This window comes from Paenibacillus sp. FSL H7-0756, from assembly GCF_038006765.1.
GTDB lineage: Bacteria > Bacillota > Bacilli > Paenibacillales > Paenibacillaceae > Paenibacillus_AQ.
Map to the genome: position 1 here is coordinate 1,199,308 of NZ_JBBOVT010000002.1, position 17,825 is coordinate 1,217,132.

Annotated in this window: 14 protein-coding genes; 10 read left to right on the plus strand and 4 right to left on the minus strand. The window is 51.2% G+C overall.

Annotated elements, in window-relative coordinates:
* Positions 1 to 57: 57 nt before the first annotated feature.
* Positions 58 to 993: an aminoglycoside phosphotransferase family protein gene (locus NST04_RS21860; RefSeq protein WP_341186132.1), complete on the plus strand. Its 936-nt coding sequence runs from the start codon at positions 58 to 60 to the stop codon at positions 991 to 993.
* A gap of 13 nt (positions 994 to 1,006) precedes the next feature.
* Here the strand turns inward: NST04_RS21860 and NST04_RS21865 are convergent, their stop codons facing one another.
* The gene (locus NST04_RS21865; RefSeq protein WP_341186133.1) at positions 1,007 to 1,954 is read right to left on the minus strand and encodes a phosphotransferase; all 948 of its coding nucleotides are present in this window, start codon (positions 1,952 to 1,954) and stop codon (positions 1,007 to 1,009) included.
* Positions 1,955 to 2,117: 163 nt separating this feature from the next.
* On the opposite strand from NST04_RS21865, the gene NST04_RS21870 reads away from it, so the two are divergent.
* Positions 2,118 to 3,053, plus strand: a complete 936-nt coding sequence (locus NST04_RS21870) for a sulfurtransferase (protein WP_341186134.1) — start codon at positions 2,118 to 2,120, stop codon at positions 3,051 to 3,053.
* Between the two features lie 270 nt (positions 3,054 to 3,323).
* Entirely contained in the window at positions 3,324 to 3,770 is a 447-nt protein-coding gene (locus NST04_RS21875; RefSeq protein ID WP_341186135.1) for an OsmC family protein, read from the plus strand.
* A gap of 179 nt (positions 3,771 to 3,949) precedes the next feature.
* Here the strand turns inward: NST04_RS21875 and NST04_RS21880 are convergent, their stop codons facing one another.
* A complete protein-coding gene (locus NST04_RS21880) occupies positions 3,950 to 4,864 on the minus strand; it encodes a hypothetical protein (RefSeq protein ID WP_341186136.1) in 915 nt (304 codons plus the stop codon).
* Between the two features lie 507 nt (positions 4,865 to 5,371).
* Here NST04_RS21880 and NST04_RS21885 point away from each other — a divergent pair.
* Complete coding sequence (locus NST04_RS21885) at positions 5,372 to 6,475, plus strand: hypothetical protein (protein WP_341186137.1); 1,104 nt, start codon at positions 5,372 to 5,374, stop codon at positions 6,473 to 6,475.
* Positions 6,476 to 6,505: 30 nt separating this feature from the next.
* A complete protein-coding gene (locus NST04_RS21890; protein WP_341186138.1) occupies positions 6,506 to 7,555 on the plus strand; it encodes a DUF1835 domain-containing protein in 1,050 nt (349 codons plus the stop codon).
* Positions 7,556 to 7,608: 53 nt separating this feature from the next.
* On the opposite strand, the gene NST04_RS21895 is transcribed toward NST04_RS21890, so the two are convergent.
* A complete protein-coding gene (locus tag NST04_RS21895; RefSeq protein ID WP_341186139.1) occupies positions 7,609 to 9,486 on the minus strand; it encodes an ABC transporter substrate-binding protein in 1,878 nt (625 codons plus the stop codon).
* 165 nt (positions 9,487 to 9,651) lie between these two features.
* On the opposite strand from NST04_RS21895, the gene NST04_RS21900 reads away from it, so the two are divergent.
* The 4 genes from NST04_RS21900 (at position 9,652) to NST04_RS21915 (ending at position 15,360) form a co-directional block, all read left to right on the plus strand.
* The gene (locus NST04_RS21900) at positions 9,652 to 11,298 is read left to right on the plus strand and encodes a helix-turn-helix domain-containing protein (RefSeq protein WP_341186140.1); all 1,647 of its coding nucleotides are present in this window, start codon (positions 9,652 to 9,654) and stop codon (positions 11,296 to 11,298) included.
* 129 nt (positions 11,299 to 11,427) lie between these two features.
* Entirely contained in the window at positions 11,428 to 12,381 is a 954-nt protein-coding gene (locus NST04_RS21905; RefSeq protein WP_341186141.1) for an ABC transporter substrate-binding protein, read from the plus strand.
* Between the two features lie 13 nt (positions 12,382 to 12,394).
* The gene (locus NST04_RS21910) at positions 12,395 to 13,141 is read left to right on the plus strand and encodes a (2Fe-2S)-binding protein (RefSeq protein WP_341186142.1); all 747 of its coding nucleotides are present in this window, start codon (positions 12,395 to 12,397) and stop codon (positions 13,139 to 13,141) included.
* A 158-nt stretch (positions 13,142 to 13,299) separates the two neighbouring features.
* On the plus strand, positions 13,300 to 15,360 hold the full coding sequence (locus NST04_RS21915) for a methyl-accepting chemotaxis protein (RefSeq protein ID WP_341186143.1): 2,061 nt from the start codon (positions 13,300 to 13,302) through the stop codon (positions 15,358 to 15,360).
* An 81-nt stretch (positions 15,361 to 15,441) separates the two neighbouring features.
* Here NST04_RS21915 and NST04_RS21920 read toward each other — a convergent pair whose 3' ends face one another.
* Complete coding sequence (locus NST04_RS21920; RefSeq protein ID WP_341186144.1) at positions 15,442 to 16,710, minus strand: hypothetical protein; 1,269 nt, start codon at positions 16,708 to 16,710, stop codon at positions 15,442 to 15,444.
* Between the two features lie 203 nt (positions 16,711 to 16,913).
* On the opposite strand from NST04_RS21920, the gene NST04_RS21925 reads away from it, so the two are divergent.
* Entirely contained in the window at positions 16,914 to 17,813 is a 900-nt protein-coding gene (locus tag NST04_RS21925; RefSeq protein WP_341186145.1) for an SUMF1/EgtB/PvdO family nonheme iron enzyme, read from the plus strand.
* The last annotated feature ends 12 nt before the right edge of the window (positions 17,814 to 17,825 follow it).

Sequence of the window (17,825 nt, forward strand, 5' to 3'; positions counted from 1 at the left end):
CCTGGACGGTAGTATATCCTGTGAAACCTAGCATGACACAAGGAGGACCAGCAGAACATGAATCCATTGGATATCCATCCATCAGCGTTGTACGGGCGGGTTCAGTCCGACATTGGCCCCTTTCAGGTCTTGGAGAATTACAGGCAGAATAGTGCGAGAACCGGGGTTTGGAAGCTGTACTCCGATCAGGACTCTAACTATTATTACTTAAAAACATACAGCCGCAAACAGAGATGGCACCCGGAAGTCTATGCATACCGTCATTGGGTTGGTTACTTGAAGCCATATGTGCCTGAGTTAGTCGCTGCTTACGAGGGTGAGGGGTGGCAGGCCATACTAATTACTGCAATCGACGGGTCCATTATGAGAGAGACAGCACTAAGCCCGAGTGCTGCTGATGCTGCTTTTTATAAGGCTGGTGAATTAACAAAGATTCTGCACCTTTCACAGGCAGGCCAATGGTTTGGCCGCCCCGATCAATACGGAAACCCGATAGAGCTAAGTCACAACGCTGACCCGGTGCAGTATGTTGCCGATACCATTCAGGATTTAACTTCTCAGTGTGTTAATGAGGGGCTGGTGCAAGCCGATGAATTAAGTTTAACCGACTGGGCACTTCAGAATGTTCATATCCTACGGCATAGCGCACCTGTGCCTATAAGCTGGGACTCTACGCCAGGCAACTGGCTGGTGAATGACCAGGGGATTTTGACGGGAATGATCGACTTCGAGAATATGTTATGGGGGCTGGCCGTGGACAACTTCTCCATTCTGTTCGCCAGATATTTCATAGATCATCCGTCTGCCAGAGATGCCTATTTTGCAGGATATGGACCTGAAGTGCTTAAGAACCAAACTGCTGAAATACAAATATGCTGCATCAAAATGGCCCTCGGCGATATCTGCTGGGGTACTCACCATCATCAACCTGAGGTCGTCCGATCAGGCAGAGAGCTTATGAATAGAATACATAATCAGCAGCTTTTCCTGTAAGGAAGCTTCCCGCCTACATCGCAGCTACCTCTGCCGCCAGCTCCCTCACCTGCTGCTGCAGGACATTTACCTCATCGGTCCCTTCCCAGTAACGGGTGACAAAATGCAGGAACACATCTATCTTACGCAGGAGCATAAGCACCGGAATAGCCGCCAGTTCTTCGGGAGTCAACGTGACCATGCGATTATAACCCCTCCAGAAATCACGAATGATCCTCTCCGATTCCTCATAACTGAGCAAGGCCGACAGAATTACAGCAGCATCCATAACCCGTACATCCCTGGTGCAAAATTCAAAATCCAGCAGCGCCTTCACCCGGGTAGTATCCGCTCCATCCACCAGCAGGTTGGAAGCATTCAGATCTCCGTGCACCAGCTGATGCGGCAGGCTCTGAAGCTGTTCCAGCGAGTCAGCCACATTGTCGTAGGCCTCCACTAATAGGGTCAACTCCGGGATCAGCTCCTTCAGAGACTCAGGCGGGTCTGTCAACAGACCATGCAGCGCTTCACGGGTGCACAGCGGATAGGAGGTCCGCAGCTCATAGTATGGACGGTATACGGCCGGGATGCCCGTATCTATCTCAGCTAGTGCAACGGACAAGTTGCCTGCCGCTTCTCCAAAAGACTCATAATAATCCGAAGCTTGTCCGGACGGGGATTCGCCTTCAATATAAGCAAACAAGCAGGCGAATTTCCCGCTGTCTTCGAGCTGAACCAAGGTCTCTCCACTTGCAGTACGGATCGGAAGAGGTGTACTGAACGGCAGACCTGCACCGGCCAGCTTCAGGAGGACCGTATGCTCGAATTCTATTTTGTTCCTGTCCTTATGTGTGTCGTAGATCCGCAGTACCGCGCGGCGCTCCCCGCCCTCCACGAAATAAGTGGTGTTATTCCAGCCCCCGCTCCGTTTGCGCAAGGTCCCCTTCCATTCAGGCCAGACCTGACTCACGATGGCCTCCATAGGCTTATGCCCCTTTCGACGAATAGGTTATGTATCCAGCCATTGTAGAATCAGATCAGGACCGTGTCAAATGCTTAGACTGGCGGAGCGGTTATGCGGAGATGCAATAATCAGCTATAATAACTCCATATCATACTTGAACCTTGTAAAGGATGGGATGCATGTGGATTCAACCGTAACCAAACGCTGGCTGCTCGCCAGACTCTATGAACCGGAACAGACCATCGTAGACTGCCGGTTCACCTTGGGCAAGCCTCAGGAGGGCAAAGAACGTTATAATAAAGAGCATATTCCAGGCGCGGTCTATCTCGATTTGGAACTCGACCTGTCTGCTCCTGTAGGCGGGCATGGCGGACGACACCCTCTTCCCGACACGCAAGTGCTGGCATCCCGGCTATCCAAGCTCGGAATCGGCAACCACTCGCGTATTGTGGCCTACGATGATGAGAACGGCATGAATGCCGCCCGTCTGTGGTGGCTGCTGCGCTACCTCGGGCATGAGCAGGTCTTCATTCTGGAGGGCGGCTTCAGCCAGTGGAAAGAGGGCAATTATCCGGTGACGGATCATCAGCCGGTTCGCGTGCCCAGCTCGTTCGTAGCAAATGTCCAGCCGCAGATGCTGGCGGGGGTTGATGAGGTGCGGGAGGTTTCGGAGCAAACGGTACGTGCCGGCACAAGTGCTGGCGCTATTGACGGCACGGATGCACCAACTGAGGTCCAGACAAATGATGGCACTGGTGTATCATCCTCACCTGGCGCTCTACCGGTTCTGATCGACTCCCGCGCGAATGACCGCTATCGCGGTCTTAACGAGACCTTGGACAAGAAGGCGGGGCATATCCCTGGCGCGCTCAACTTTTTCTGGAAAGATACGCAGAATGCAGACGGCAGCTTCAAGAGCGCCGATGAACTTGCGGAGCATTTTGCCGGACTGGATAAAGACCGCGAGATCATCGTCTACTGCGGCTCCGGCGTAACCGCCTGCCCGAACATCCTGGCCCTAGAGAAGGCCGGATATAAGAATGTGCGGCTGTACGCGGGGAGCTGGAGTGACTGGATTAGTTATGAGGAGAATCCAGTGGCGGCGGGAGACGAGTAAAAGCTGATAGACCGCGCCGGACGCGGTTTTGGGGCTGTGTCAGGTTGCCGGGAGGCAGGCTGCTCCCGGCCCTTTTTTGGCATTTTCGCTCAACAGCCTGCAAACAAGATCCCTAAGAAAGTAATAAATCACAAGTCCCCGCGCGGTTCCCGAGATATACAAGTTAGTAATTTGAAGATTGACAATGAGCCGTGTCTAATCTAAAATAATCACAGCGGATTAGTATGATTTAATTCATTATAAACTAAACTTCAAAAGGAGACTTAAAAAATGGCCGCTCTCCAAACCTTTAAAGCATCTGCGCATTTGCAAGACGGAGTCCAAGTGAAAGTAACATCCCGAAGCTTTGAGTTTATTATCGACGAGCCCAAAAGCTTGGGCGGAACCGATACCGGAATGAATCCGGTCGAAGCTTTGTTGGCCTCGCTGGGAGCATGTCAGTCTATCGTGGCCAGAGTGTATGCGCCTAAATTCGGCGTGAACCTCAAGGATTTCTTCGTGGATGTAGAAGGCGATCTTGACCTGGATGGTTTTTTTAACAGGTCGGAGGTACGTCCGGGCTATTCTGACATTCGGTATACATTCCGAATCAAAACAGATTCGCCCAAAGAACAGGTTGAAGAATTTGTACGATTCCTGGAAAGCAAATGTCCAGTTGGAGATACCCTCGCATATCCGGTTAATCTCAAGCTGGACAGCATTATCATCGAAAGCTAAGCGCCGATAAGAACCGGGAAGCCGCGTCGGACGCGGGCTTGGGGGCTGGAAAAGGTTAGGAGGAAGTGATCTTTCCCGGCCCTCTTTGGGCTTTCCGCCAACAACTTGCAAACGTTCCGGGTTAGCAGCCCCCACTCCCCATTCGTCAGTCCCACCTAAGACCGGTCCGGTACCTTTCACTACAGCTTGGTCAGCACATGTGCGCTCACAATGTAATCCCTGTCTTCGTATTCGTCATGGACGAACTCCCACAGCAGCGAAAACCTTAATTCAACTTTATAGAGCCGCATAATTTGCGGATGAACGTGGACAAATGCCCCCGGAAGACACAAGCCTAGTTTAGCCAGCTCCGGCAGATGCTCGTAAATCAAGTCCAAGTTTTCACGGAGATTACCTCCCGTCAGCTCCAGCGTCTTAAAAGTAGCCGGGCTGGTATAGCCGGTTGTTTTCATGTGCTGCAGCAGCAGAGTATCGGTTAAATGGACAATCACCCCGTCCGATGCCAGAAGGCCCCGCAAAGATTCAAAGATATTGATATGAATCCGTTCAAGCAGTCGATCCAGCTGAGCGCTGAATTCTGGCGTATGGGCAACCTTATTTTTCTTCCGGTAAAAAAAAGCTGAGATGAGCTGCGTCGTGAAGCATAAATTCATGACCACGTCAAAAGGAGGGTGCAGCGGCGAGAAATCCACGCTTGGCCGTAAATCGTCAACCTTTTCTTTCAAATCATCCAGCGAAGACACTTCCGTTCCTACTCCGGTCAGATCAATGATTGCTAGTTCGTATTTTTCCGGGTGCGCCGACTTGGCCAGAAAGCGGTCAAGCGCTTTTCCATCAATATCGACGATCGTGATCCGTTCAAATATAGACTCGATGTACGAGATGGGCACATCGTTTCCGTTCCCTGCTCCGAGTAATAAAATATGCCCGCGCCCGCAGCGGTTATGCTCCAGAGTTTGCTCCAGAACTTGCCGGATCTGATCCCGGTAGCCCCCCCAGTGCTGCCAGTCATGCTGGGTAGAGTCGTTTCGGAGGATGTTGGCTTTACGGAATTTGACGTAAGGAACATTGACTTTTCTCTTAAATGGATTCATATCGAGATTCACCTTTTCTATCTAGAATATTACTGAAATTATCCATCACGCGAGGATGCTTGTAAATTAATACTGGAGTCCGTCCCAAAAAGGTTTGCCGTGAATTGAAACGTGTTACTACGATAGATTAAAGAATAGTAAAAGTAAAGTGCCCGCATTTGCGCGGGCTCTTTGTGCTGGGATAATATAGGTGAAGAGTTCATATAACTGGCATCTGTGCCAATGCCATTTCTTATAATGACGTTAACAACATTGTTTACTGTTTTCTCTCCTCCAAAATGAACAACAAGACTATGTGTCATACAGTAAATGTTTTATACTATGTATAATGCACTATTACGTTTCACGACAGCTGGAGTGACTGGATTAGTTATGAGGAAAATCCGGTAGCTACGGCACAAGAAACCTAAGGCTTGGAGACCGCTGCCCGGGGCATCTTAAATTGCCTAACCTGGGGGGCAGGCAATGCCTATGGCAGTGTATTTTGGTATGTAAAGGAGTTAGACGATGGAGATTCAGCGCTGTACCTATCCTCCGCTTCAACCCGATCCCGGCAAGCTGCTTGTGATCTGCGAACTGCCGCAGCCGTCAAGAATCCGGGAGAACTCACAGCCTCAGCTAATCGCTCTGAACGAGCACCTGCAGCTATGGCAGATTGATCTTATATCCGGCCGCACCACCGCTGTGGCGGATATTCATCTGCCAGACTTTCATCCGGAGCATCCGGTGCAGCTAGTCATTAGCCCATGCGGACAAGCGGCCGCCGTGTGCAACCGCTTCGGGCGCCATGCCACCGTGGTCTCTCTGAAGACCGGTCATACGCTGCTGGAACTAAGCCGGGGAACCTATCATTTCAACGTATCCACCTATCCGCTTGCTTTTGCTGAACGCGGACAGGACTTGGTTCTTATTCACGGTGTGGATTGGAACCGGCTGGAGCTTACTGTTGTTCTGCCTGAAGCCGGGCCAGTTGCTGCTGATATAAGCCTTACCGAAGCAAGCTCTGATGTGCAGGAAGACGATTTGGACTATTTTCACGGGCAGCTTCATGTCTCTCCAGGTCATACTTACATCGCGGAAACCGGATGGGCATGGTCGCCGACCGGCATCACCCTGGTATGGAATCTCTCGAATGGGGCTCAGAATAAGCCGGCAACCGGGGGAAGCGAGCAGTTGAACGCAATCTGGACCCCGCTGATTGATTGGGATCTGCCCATGGTATGGCTGGATAACGAACGGCTGGCGGTATGGGGGCAGATCGATAGAGAGATGGTAGATGAAGAAGATTGGCAGGAAGAAGGAATTCGTCCAGCCATTCTGGTCTACAATGCGGCCCAAAAGAGCAGAGAGCTTGTCCTGACAGACCTGCCTAATTTTATCATGAGTTCCAATACGGAAGATGTATTTATACACCCACAGGCACAGTTGGCTGCATCATATTCCGGCAGACTATTCGCCTGGGGAACCGGCCTGCCCCTCTACTGCTGGAACCTGCCGGATCTGCAGCCGCAGATGTATGAATTTCCGGTTCAACCAGACTTGTATCATAGGCAAGCCGATCTGTTCCTGCATATCAGTGAGGGAAGACTTGAAGCGTGGCGCTGTGTGTAGGGCTTGAGCAGCCTTGTGAGGAGGAAATCAATGGAGAAGCTCTACGATCGTCTACATCAATTAGATGGAAATGACCTGCGGTTTTTCTTTTACAACTTATTAAAAACAGTAGAGCATTATCAAACGAACGGCAGTATTGAAGAAAAAAAGTTAGCAGAGGGACTCCTTACTATCGTGCAAAATCATATTGAGGCGGTTCACAACCATAAACGGCAAATAGATGAACTCCAACAATATGTTTATCTTGTTTTCAGTCTCTCTGATGCAGGTTCATTAAAAGTAGCGCTAAGTAAAATCGGCAAGCGGGAGCTTTGCCAAGTCTTGGCATTCAATGAATTGTTCTCAGTTGGACCCATAACTAACTTGGATACGGAAACTGGACAGCAGAATAGGTTAGTTTGGTTGACGGAAAACGATGAAAACGTCAGCTATAACCCCGAGCATCAGCTTGATAGAATAGTAGAGGCTGTAAAGAATATTCCCGAAAATAAAACCATTGTCATTTGGTGCGCGGATAACGCACATGATCAAACAGGCTTACGTTTCGTAATGCATTTGTTAAGAGACCGGAAACAGCCGGTTAATGTTGTTAATGTGACAGAGCTCTTTAATACTATAGGCAATCATAACAAAGAAGAATTCAAACCTTATTGGAGTAGTTTAATCGATAGAGAACATTTTCAGATCATCGTTAAAAAATATTATGAAGGTGTTCCTCTTGATCCTAGTCAAAGAAGACGGTATGAATCAGAATGGCTAATGCTCTCAAGTGAGAATCATGTGCTCCGTTTGTGGAAGGAGCGTTCTGTGAAAGGCGCTGAGGAATCTGCACTGGACGAAATGATCATTAGTTCCGTCATTGAACTAGAGCAAGAACAAGATGAGAATGGCTTTATTAACGCGGGGAGTGTAGTCGCTAGAATATTTGATACTTCGCACCAATTCGTAGGGTGTCCATTTATTACCAATAGAATTTGGAGCTTAGTTAACCAAGGAGTTTTAGAGTTTTGCGGACTGCCAAGAGCCTTGCATCAGTTCTCTGTTAAACTCGGCACGCGTAAGAAAACTATAGCACCCTGAGAAGAAGCAGCCGAAGTCTTCGGCTGCCTATTCAGCTAATTCCTCCATACCGCCTACTCCTGCAGCTTCGACACCTGCTCAATCAGTGCATCCACGCCCCGCTCCACCGTATAAGGCCCATTGTTCCAGTTGTCGCGTGAGACGTTGATAATCCGGTTGTTCTTCACCGCAGGTATGCTCTGATAGACCGGCTCCTTGAACAGCTCCCGCATGGCAGCCAGCTCTTCATCGGTCATCTGCGTGAAAAAGTAATCCGCCGGCTTGTCCACCAGCATCTCCATTGACAGTACCGTTCCCCCGTCAGCATACTGCTTGAATTGTTCAGGCATGGTAAAGCCGAAATCCTGATAGATCAGCTTGCCTAAGGTGCCACCCTCGCCTCCAAGCAGCACTTCCCCTTTATGGATTACGAAGGAGATGGCGGTAGTACCTTCATCAAGCTTCACATTGATGGTATCCCGGATGCCTTGCAGCTTCTTATCAAATGCGGCAATCCACTTCTCCGCTTCGTCCTGCTTGCCCATAATCTCGCCCATGGTCCGTAGTGTGTTCACCACATCCGGGTCACCGCCCCAGGCTACTGCTACGGTCGGAGCAATCTTCTCATACGTCTCAATGACATCCTGCCCCAGATAATCCGGTATAATAATCAGATCGGGCATCAATGCAGAGATCGCTTCCACACTGCCTACGCCTGCTCCGACATTCTCCACATCTGCCATCTCTTCCTTGTATTGATCCAGTGTCTCCTGGTTGACACCTGCCGGCTTCAGTCCAAGCGGAAGCATATACCCGCCGTATGCGAGTGCCACAACCTGCGCGGGCTCCGCCGGAATCTCTACCTTTCTGCCGAAGCCATCAGTAAATACCTTATTGGGCTTGTCTTCAGCAGCATTCATATCTCCGCCCCCGCAGCCTGCAAGCATCACAGACAAGCTGATCAAGAGGGATATCGCAAACATGGGCTTATGGCTAACTTTCAAATCATTCACACTCCATCTTCTGTATTGATAATGATTATCATCGATATCAATATAGCGTGCTTCCTTACGGGGAGCAATGAACGATTCCGGCATTTCTTTGGTAGGATTTGAACCTTTCAGAAGCGGGGCGTGCATTTTGAACTGTGCCGGAGTCTCTCTGAACACCTTTTTGAACAGTCTGCTAAAATAATAGAAATCCGTATATCCCACACGTTCAGCCACATCGCGGATCGGCGCATCTGTCCCGGCCAGCAGGCTTCTGGCGTGCTGCATCCGGGTCCGGCTCACATATTCCATTGGGCTGCAGTGATACTTGCGCTTAAACACCCTCACCAAATGATGGGTGCTGTAATGAAACAACTCCGCCATTGTGCTCATGGACAGGGCCTGGTGATAGAATTCCCTGATATAACGGGCGATCTGCTCAGCCAGATCTGTCTCCGGCTCCTGCTCCCCCGCCAGCGCAAGCTGACGGAATTGCTCGGCTACGAACTGATAGAACAGCCCGGTCACCTGCATCCGTTCCAGCTCTCCGCCGCTCTTCCATAGCTGATGCATACGCTCCAGCAGGGACAGAATCACCCATGGGTCTCTCCCCTGGAAGGTATATTTTTGCTGAAAAGGACTAGGTCTGTCCCCTCCCGCTTCTGTGAAGGGAGTGTCTGTCCACGGTTTGTACAGGATGAGATAATAGTCGAATGTCTGCTCCAGACATGCAATTTCCAGAACGGCTCCCTTCCCGCCATGAATAACATGCGCATACTCTGGAGTGTGCCCGTCCCCGTCGAACCGAACCTCAGCCTCCCCCTGATTGGTGAGTACAAACACACTTGACGGAAAAACGTACCTTAGCTGCTCTCCCGGCCTCATGTTTACATGACGGATATCCATGATTCTAACCGGTACATGGTTCCATGCCCGAATGCTGTCTTCCTGTCTAAGTCTCACATCAACTTCCCCCTGGCTATCCGTTCACTGTACATTTCTATTATTATAATTGATAACCATTATCAGTTACAACAATGTAGCTCTGCAAATAGGATCTGTCTGCCAAGTGAGCTATAATAAATTCCATGAAATTAAGCTGCACATAGCAGAAAGGCGGTGCAACAAATGAACGATAAGAATAGCCTCCCGCCTTCGAAAGCCTTTGGAGAGCTAGATCAGATGTGGTTCAGGCTTCGGAGTATTATGCATGGCCGTAATCCAGGGGGAGAGTGGCCGCTGCGGCTGCAATTTGTGGAATCGTACATGCTGCTAATTCCCATTGCGGGCCAGGGCTCCATCACGGTGGACGGTAAATACTGCGAGCTGAAGGCGGGATGTGTGTTCGTCTGTCTGCCGGGGCAATTAATCGAGGCTTCAATGGAGGACACAGCTGAACAAAGTGTTTACACCCTGCGGTTTGATGTGTATAGCCAGCATAGTATATCAGAAGAACAGCAACCTACCCGCCCGGCGGAGCTTCATCTCCCCTTCCCTCTGAGCGGAAACATAGCCATTCAGTCAACGATTACATACAGCAAACTTTGTGAGTTGATCAGCGGTTATATGGGAAGCCCGGCCCCCTTGCAGCGTCTGCTTGCCCAGAGCCGGTTCTATGAGCTGCTGCACAGTCTGCTGAGCAGTGCCGGACAAATGCAGCCCACCGATACCGATACTGCCATGGAGCGGGCTAAGCTCTATATAGAGCAGCATTACCGTGAAGAGCTATCCATCAATCTGCTTGCTGCTGAAGCAGGCACCAGCGTCAGGCATTTCATCCGGCTATTCAAGCAGACCTATGGTCTCAGCGCAATCGAGTACTTGACCGAATACCGGATCAGACAAGCCAGGAGCCTGATGCTTCCGCAGACGAATTATGAGCTGAAGGATATTGCGGCTTATGTGGGTTACAAGGATGTTCCTTACTTCCGGCGCAAATTCAAGCAGATTACCGGGGTCGCACCGGCCACCTTCATGCGCAATGCCAAGCTCAAAATCGCAGTTTGTCATGGCAGCCTCACCGGGGCGCTGCTGACCCTGAATATTATTCCCTGCGCGGCTCCTGCGGACCATCCCTGGGCTGAGTATTACCGGCGAAAATATGAGACGGATGCGGTGCTGCCGCTTGCCCGGGAGGATACTCTATGGATAGAGCAGCTTACTCTTCTCCATCCTGATTACATTCTCGGGCTGGAGACTTCGGTAAGCCGGTGGATGCTCCCGCAGCTCCAGGCAATTGCTCCCACGTTCCTCGTGCCTCCGCTCGAGAAGGATTGGCGCTCGCAATTACACTTCATTGGAGAATGCGTGGGCAGGGCGCCGGAAGCAGCGGCATGGCTGAATAACTATGAGCGTAAGGCCAAGAGCATCCGGGTAAAATTGGGACAAGGACCCGCTATGGGCAAGCTGCTCCTTGTCCGTATATCCGCTCAATCTATCACCGTGCTGTCTACCCGAAGCTTAGCTGAGGTGTTCTACGATGATCTGCATTTTATCCCGGCGTCCGTTGTGGACCGTAAGCTAAGTAATCAGACCATAACCCCGGAGGAGCTATGGTCATCAGATGCGGACAAGCTGCTGTTCATTGTGGATGAGGATGCTGCTTCGCAGGCCGTCTGGTCTAAATTCCGGGACAGAGCGTCCTTGCTGCCCCCTGATCCCGCAGGGTTTTCACGTATTGGGCACCTCCCTCCCTACCCTTGGACAGAGTATAACTCGTTCACCCAAGAGCTGTCTCTCGACTCCGCACTGACACTATGGCGTAATCGGACATGAAATGTTGGCGTGATAGTCAATAGTCGAATCAGACGGATTGTTTTATACTCCTAACAGTGATATTGATTCTCACTCTCAGGTGAGAAGACAGGTATTGATACTCAGGAGGTTATTGAAGATATGCGACAGATGAGACAAAGAATGGTGTTCTGCATGGCGATAGCGTTGATATTGGTAATGACAGCTTGTTCTAACAACAGTGGACAGGCCAAGGTAGCCGCAGACTCCGAAGCTGATTACCGGACAGTCAACAGTGAGAAAGGCGAGATTAAGATCCCTGCCCACCCGGCCAGAGTGATTGGATTGTCTGTGGTCTACCCGGAATTCCTGCAGGCCTTAGGCGTTACTCCCGTTGCTGTGCAGAACTACCAGGAGGAGTTCCCAACCTATCTGCAGGAGCCGTTCAAGGATACGCTGAAGATGGGCATTGCCCAGACCCCGAATTTCGAAATGATCCTCTCTGCCAATCCCGATCTGATCCTCGCTCCTACATGGTGGTCGGCTAAGGATTACGACCAGTTGTCGGGGATCGCTCCGACGGTTCTGCTGCCGCAGCGCGATGACTGGCGCGATGAGCTGAAGGATATCGCCGGAGTGCTCGGCAAGACGGAGCTTGCAGAGAAGGTAATCAAGGATCTGGAGGCTCAGGAAGCAGAAGCCAAGCAGAAGCTGGATGACCTGGTGGGTAATGAAACGGTGATGTACATGATGGTTATGCCGGGCAGCTTCGTTCTTTACGGAGATCAGATTGACCGCGGAAAATTCCTTCACACTACGCTTGGGCTGGAGATGATCCCGAATTTTCCGGCTAATGATCCTTCCTTATCGATCTCGCTGGAGAAGCTGCCGGAGTATAATCCCGATCACATCTTCCTCCAGTTGAATAACGAGGATGATGCCGGGGTGAAGAAAACCTATGACGATCTGCTGAAGAGCCCATTATGGAAGAACATGACGGCAGTCAAAAAGAACCAGGTCTACACCATGGCCGGCAAGGACTGGTTCAACTTGGGGATGTCTCCAATGGCTAACCGTTATGCGGTGGATGCGGTGCTTCAGGCCTTTGAAGGCAACTCCAATTAAAGGGGGACTTCAGATGGGTGACACTGACAGACTCCAGGGGGCTGAGCGTTACTACATCCGCCCCAAAGCTGTTGAGAACGCAGTGGCTACTGTACCGCTGACCGAATTATGCAGCCCTGCACAAGCTGAATATCTGCTTACCACTTATGCTTCCATGCTCGGGACAGAGGATAAGCGTATCGCTGCAGCCATCTTCTGCACATGGGTCGCCGGGATCTGCGGAGCCAAATACGCACTGCTCGCAGCCGCAGACCCGCTGGCTCATGCCTTGCGGCTGAATAACCTGTCTGTGCAGCTCATCCGCACGGAGGGGTATCCCGAATTCGCCTTTCTTATCCACGATCAGGGAAATGGGACCTATGAACGTGATGGGGATGGAAAAGAATTATCCGGCGAGCTTGGCATGTTCTACAGCAGCGTTGTCCGACCGGTTATTGCCGCGCTTGCCGAGGCTTCACAGACCAAAGCGGTGATGCTGTGGAAACATGTCTATAATCAGTTGTATACTTTTATCGAAGAGGATGCTCTTGACGCTCCCAGTGAATGCCATCGCAACCTGATCCACGGGCAATTCCAAGCTGCCCTCTGGGAGCTGACACCGGAGGTATTCGGACTTCGCAGCAATCCGCTGCGTATCACCCCCAAGTTCCGGACGGACCCCGCCTCTCCGCATGATACGATATCTGTGAAAGCTACCTGCTGTCTGGCTTATAAGCTCAGAGTGGATCATGGCTATTGCGGCGGATGCCCCATCATTTAACCTGACACTACTCTTATAAAATTCCACACCGGATTGGGATCATTTTCCCATCCGGTTTTTTCATGAAAATTAACCTGCTTCACTCTACAAGAACATCCGCCAAATTCCGACATATTACCTAAGAGCCTTTGCTCTAATACGTATCCGGGAGATGACCTATGTCACAGCTCATTCAAAAACGGCCAGTCCGTTCAACCAGCATTGCCAACACATTGGCCATTGTACTGCTCGTCATTATTCTTGTCGTCTTCTCGATTCTGGGTACCTTCTTCTATTCCAGCACCCGAAGCATTCTGGTCAGTCAGCAAGAGTCGATGCTGATGACCAAGACGCAGGGAATTGTCAGCCAGTTCGATGCTTTGTTTAAGGAGAAGGGCTCACTGGTCAAACAAATGGCTACCAACTCGATTTTCCAAAAATATATTGAGAGCACTACACCAGAGCAAATCACCACCTCCCCCCACGCCGCAGAAGCACTCGCTACACTGGCGGACATTGTAAAATCAGAGCCCTCCTTCGCCGATGCCTGGGTGGCCGGGTTATCCGGGAAGGGATATTTTCTCCAAAATGACGGTCTGACCTCTAAATCAGACTTCGATATCCGCGCCCGCCCCTACTTCAAGCCCGTATCCGAATCCAAGGGTCTCTATTATTCTGAACCTTACGCCGACGTCATTAGCGGCAAAATGCTGATGGGCATTTTCTATCCGATTCTGAATGAGAGCAGCCAAATGATCGGCTTCATTGCCGCAGATATTGCCTTCGACGACATCCCGCAAATCATGCAGAGCTATTCCTTGGGAAGCACCGGGTTCTCCATTCTGGCTACCCGCTCAGGCGATATTCTCTACCACCCGGATAAAGCCAAAGTGCTGAAGGAGAAAATTACAGACAGTCCTGGCGATCTCGGGGCCATCGGCAAAAAAATGATTAACGGCGAATCTGGCGTATCGCTCATTGATGATAATGGTGCCCCCCGTTATATCGGCTATGCCACCAGCAAGGATACCGGATGGTCTGTAGGCTTAACCATTACCCGGCAAGAGGCGCTTAGCGAACTGACATCCTTCACCCGGACGACCATCACCGGTTTTGCTGTCGCCGCTTTGGTCCTGGTGTTCATCTGTTATCTCACACTGCGCTACCTGTTACGTTCCATTCCAAAACTGCTGGCCGCTATCAAACGGATTGCAGACGGAGACCTGACTGTTCAGCTGAGTGACGCCTCTCGCAATGAAATCGGACAGATTGCTCATGGCATCGCGGGCATGGTCCAGAAGATTCAGGGCATGATTCAGGTGATCCATAATACGACTCAGGTGTTGGCCCAATCCTCCCACAACCTGCAAGCCATCTCTACCAAAACTGCGATAACCATGAACGAAACGGCTACGGCCATCAATGAAATTGCGAATGCTACCAACTACCAGTCCGCTGAATCCGAGAGCATTCTTCACAAAACCGGTGCATTGTCGGATCAAATTGACGAAATTACCAGTGATGCCCAGACTGTAGGAACCATGGTGCAGAACTCAGCAGAGCTCAGCAGTTCCGGTCTTGACTTGGTGGAGCAGCTCTCCAAAGCTGCAGAAGACAATCACCGATCTACACAGGCGATGTCATCGCTCATTGAGGATATTGATCTGAGCCGTCATGAGATTTCGGGTATTGTAGGCACAGTGAATCAAATAGCGACGCAGACCAATCTGCTCGCCCTTAATGCTTCCATTGAAGCGGCGCGCGCAGGTGAGCATGGCAGAGGGTTCGCCGTGGTGGCCGGTGAAGTACGTAAGCTTGCCGAGCAAACAGCCCGCGCTACCGAGGAAATTTACAAGAAGGTCAGCGCCATTGAAGAAAAAACAAGTCTGTCCGTAGAACACACTACGCTTAACCTTACGATTGCGGAGGAGAATGCCAAATCTGTCGAGAATGCGAAGCAGGTCTTCTTCAGCTTGAACAGCGACCTGGAGGAGCTTAAGGTACGGATGCTGCAGATCAGCAATAACACTTCGATTGTCCACAAGCACAAGGATGAGATTCTGCAGGCGATTGAGGTCATCTCGTCCACTACCGAGGAGAATTCCGCCTCCACTGAAGAGGTTAGCGCCAACACGCAAGAACAGCTAGGCAGTATTGAGCAGGTCGCTGAACTGTCCAGAGAGCTGAGCGAAATCTCGCAGAAGCTGGAGGAAGAGCTGAGGCAGTTCAAGCTGGAGTAGCGGAATATGCCAAAACAACGCCAAGTGGACGTCCCACTTGGCGTTGTTTTTATCATTCGGAGGCATATGCTCGGCTCGGTCCTATTTTAACATATATTTGCTTATGGTCTTAGGCGCATAGCTCCTCGTAATGTACAGCTCGCCGCCTCCCGCATAAATGTAATTATGCCCGGTTTCGTAGTCATGCCAGCTTGTGGAGAGATGATATTTAATCTGCAGGTTGGCCGGGTCCAGCACATAGAAATCTTCCTTCGCTATATCTCCCTCAAAGGTCTCAGGATCAATCACAGCCGGACGCTCCTGCCATTGGTACTGCTTCTCGACCGTAATCTCACCCGATGGCGTTATCCTGTAGTACCATTCGCGGTTCCCGGCTTCACCGATCTGCTGCTTGCCAAGCAATTGGTTGTCTTTGCTGTACAGTCTGTAGACGTTGTCGCTCTTAATCAGGTAGTTGTTTCCTGTCGTATTGATTTGATCCGCTTTGTTCAAGGGACGGACCCACTTCTTGATGCCCCCCGCATCATAGCCAAGTAGCAGCCATGTATCCCTACTACTCATCTGGATCAGGAAAGACCCGCCGCTGAGCAGCTGCACCTGGAAGTAAGGATCGCTCAACGCTTTGGGAGCAGTGTAGGCAGCCAGCGGTTTCGTCAGAGCGCCCAGGCTCCGGTATACGCTAACTTTATTTTTATCGTACTCAGTATGCACCACATACCCGTTTGGAAGCACTTCTAGCATCCCTGCGGCCCATTTGCCGGTCAGCTTAAGCTTGCGTACCTCCTTCCCGTCCTGATTGTACTCGGTGATACCACGAGAAGCTACATTGCCGCTAACCAAGGTTAGAATCACAATATTCCCGTTATCCAGCACCACCGGCGAATAGGACCCGGTTATGGTTTTGGTCCATTTCCGTTTGCCGTTCGGATCAACAACGGTAAGATCATAGGGTTTGCCGCCCCACATTTTATAGAAATAGCTGTAGCCGTTACTGGCCGTAAAGAAACGATGGGCGGTAAACGGCTTGTCGTTGGCCATGTCGGAGTAGTCATAGACCCAGTTGTTAGAACCGTAAACGCGGTCAATGGATGCGTACAGCATACCGGAAGACTTCGTCTTGGCTGGTGAGACGGTGACTGTCTTGACCATTGGAACGAATAACCGCTTGCTGCTCTGTAAGCTGTCTATGGTGCCCCAGAAGGTTTGGCCCTCCGGCAGCGTATAGCTCCATTCCGGCTTGGGGAGCTGTTCAATGACTTTTGCTGCCGATGAGCGCCCGGGAAGCAGTACCTGTGCCGCCAGCAGAAGCGCAAATGCTCCTGTGAAGATTTTGAGTCGAATTGAATTCATACTTCTATCCCTCTTTGTCTATGTATTAATGTTCCAACCTGAATTATTATATGACCACGCAGACAATAAGGACAGGTTATAAATGGATGCTATCTAACAGGTGTGCCCGGCAGCATTCCCGTCGGGTTTGCCAGTACCCGGGCTGTCCATTACAATGACAGTAAAGAGGCTGATAATGCCGATTCCCGGGAGGAGAGGATGATATGGTAGCATGGGACCGTGCCGGGTGGGGGCAATTAACGGTAGAAGAGAAGCAAACCGCGATGCAAGAGCTGATTAAGCGGTTGCCCGCCGGCTTCAAATGGCTGCGGTTAGAGAGGTTCGAACGTTACGGCCAGTCACTGGAAACAGGGGTATTCAAGTACGAGGGCAGTGAATATGTGTACGTGCCTGGCGGCTCGGTGACCCTGGGCCGTTCAGAGTTACATATGTATGCGGAGATGTCTCCCGTCCGCGAAGCTGTGATCGGGCCATTGCTCGTGCAGCGCCAGCCTGCTTCGGCAGGCTGGTATGAGTGTCCGCTGGACCGGCTGGACCCGGAAGAGGACGAGGATGTCCTTCAGGCTATCGAGGAATTCCGGCAGGGGCCGCACACCAGCTATGAGTACTCCCAGTATTTCCGGCTGGAACGGGAAGGTGATCAGGTCGTAGTGTTCCTGTTCGACGACAGCGAATCGTTCGAGGAATGGTCCGAAGCGGAGCTGCCAGAGGGCTTCGCCCTGCCGACTGAGGATGAATGGGAGTATCTGTACGGCGCAGGCGCCCGGACGCTGTTCCCATGGGGTGACGAGATTGACGAATCCATGCGTCTCAGGCATGTATCCCGAGCAGCTGAGGGCAATACTTCCGACCCGTATCCGCTGGAGCAGCCGAATGGGTTTGGGCTATGTTTCCCCGGCGATCCCTATAAGAAGGAACTGGTCCTCACTGAGGGCGGCATCACAGGTAAAGGCGGCGACGGCGGCTGCAATCTGCACGGCGGCCAGGGCGTTGCTCTCGGGTATCTCCCAACCGCCACTGCTTTCCGCGACCCTTATGAGAGCGAGCTGGAATGGGAGGATCTGCTGGATTGCCTGGTGTACCGGCGGGTTGTGAGGCTGTAGGCCATTCGCTCA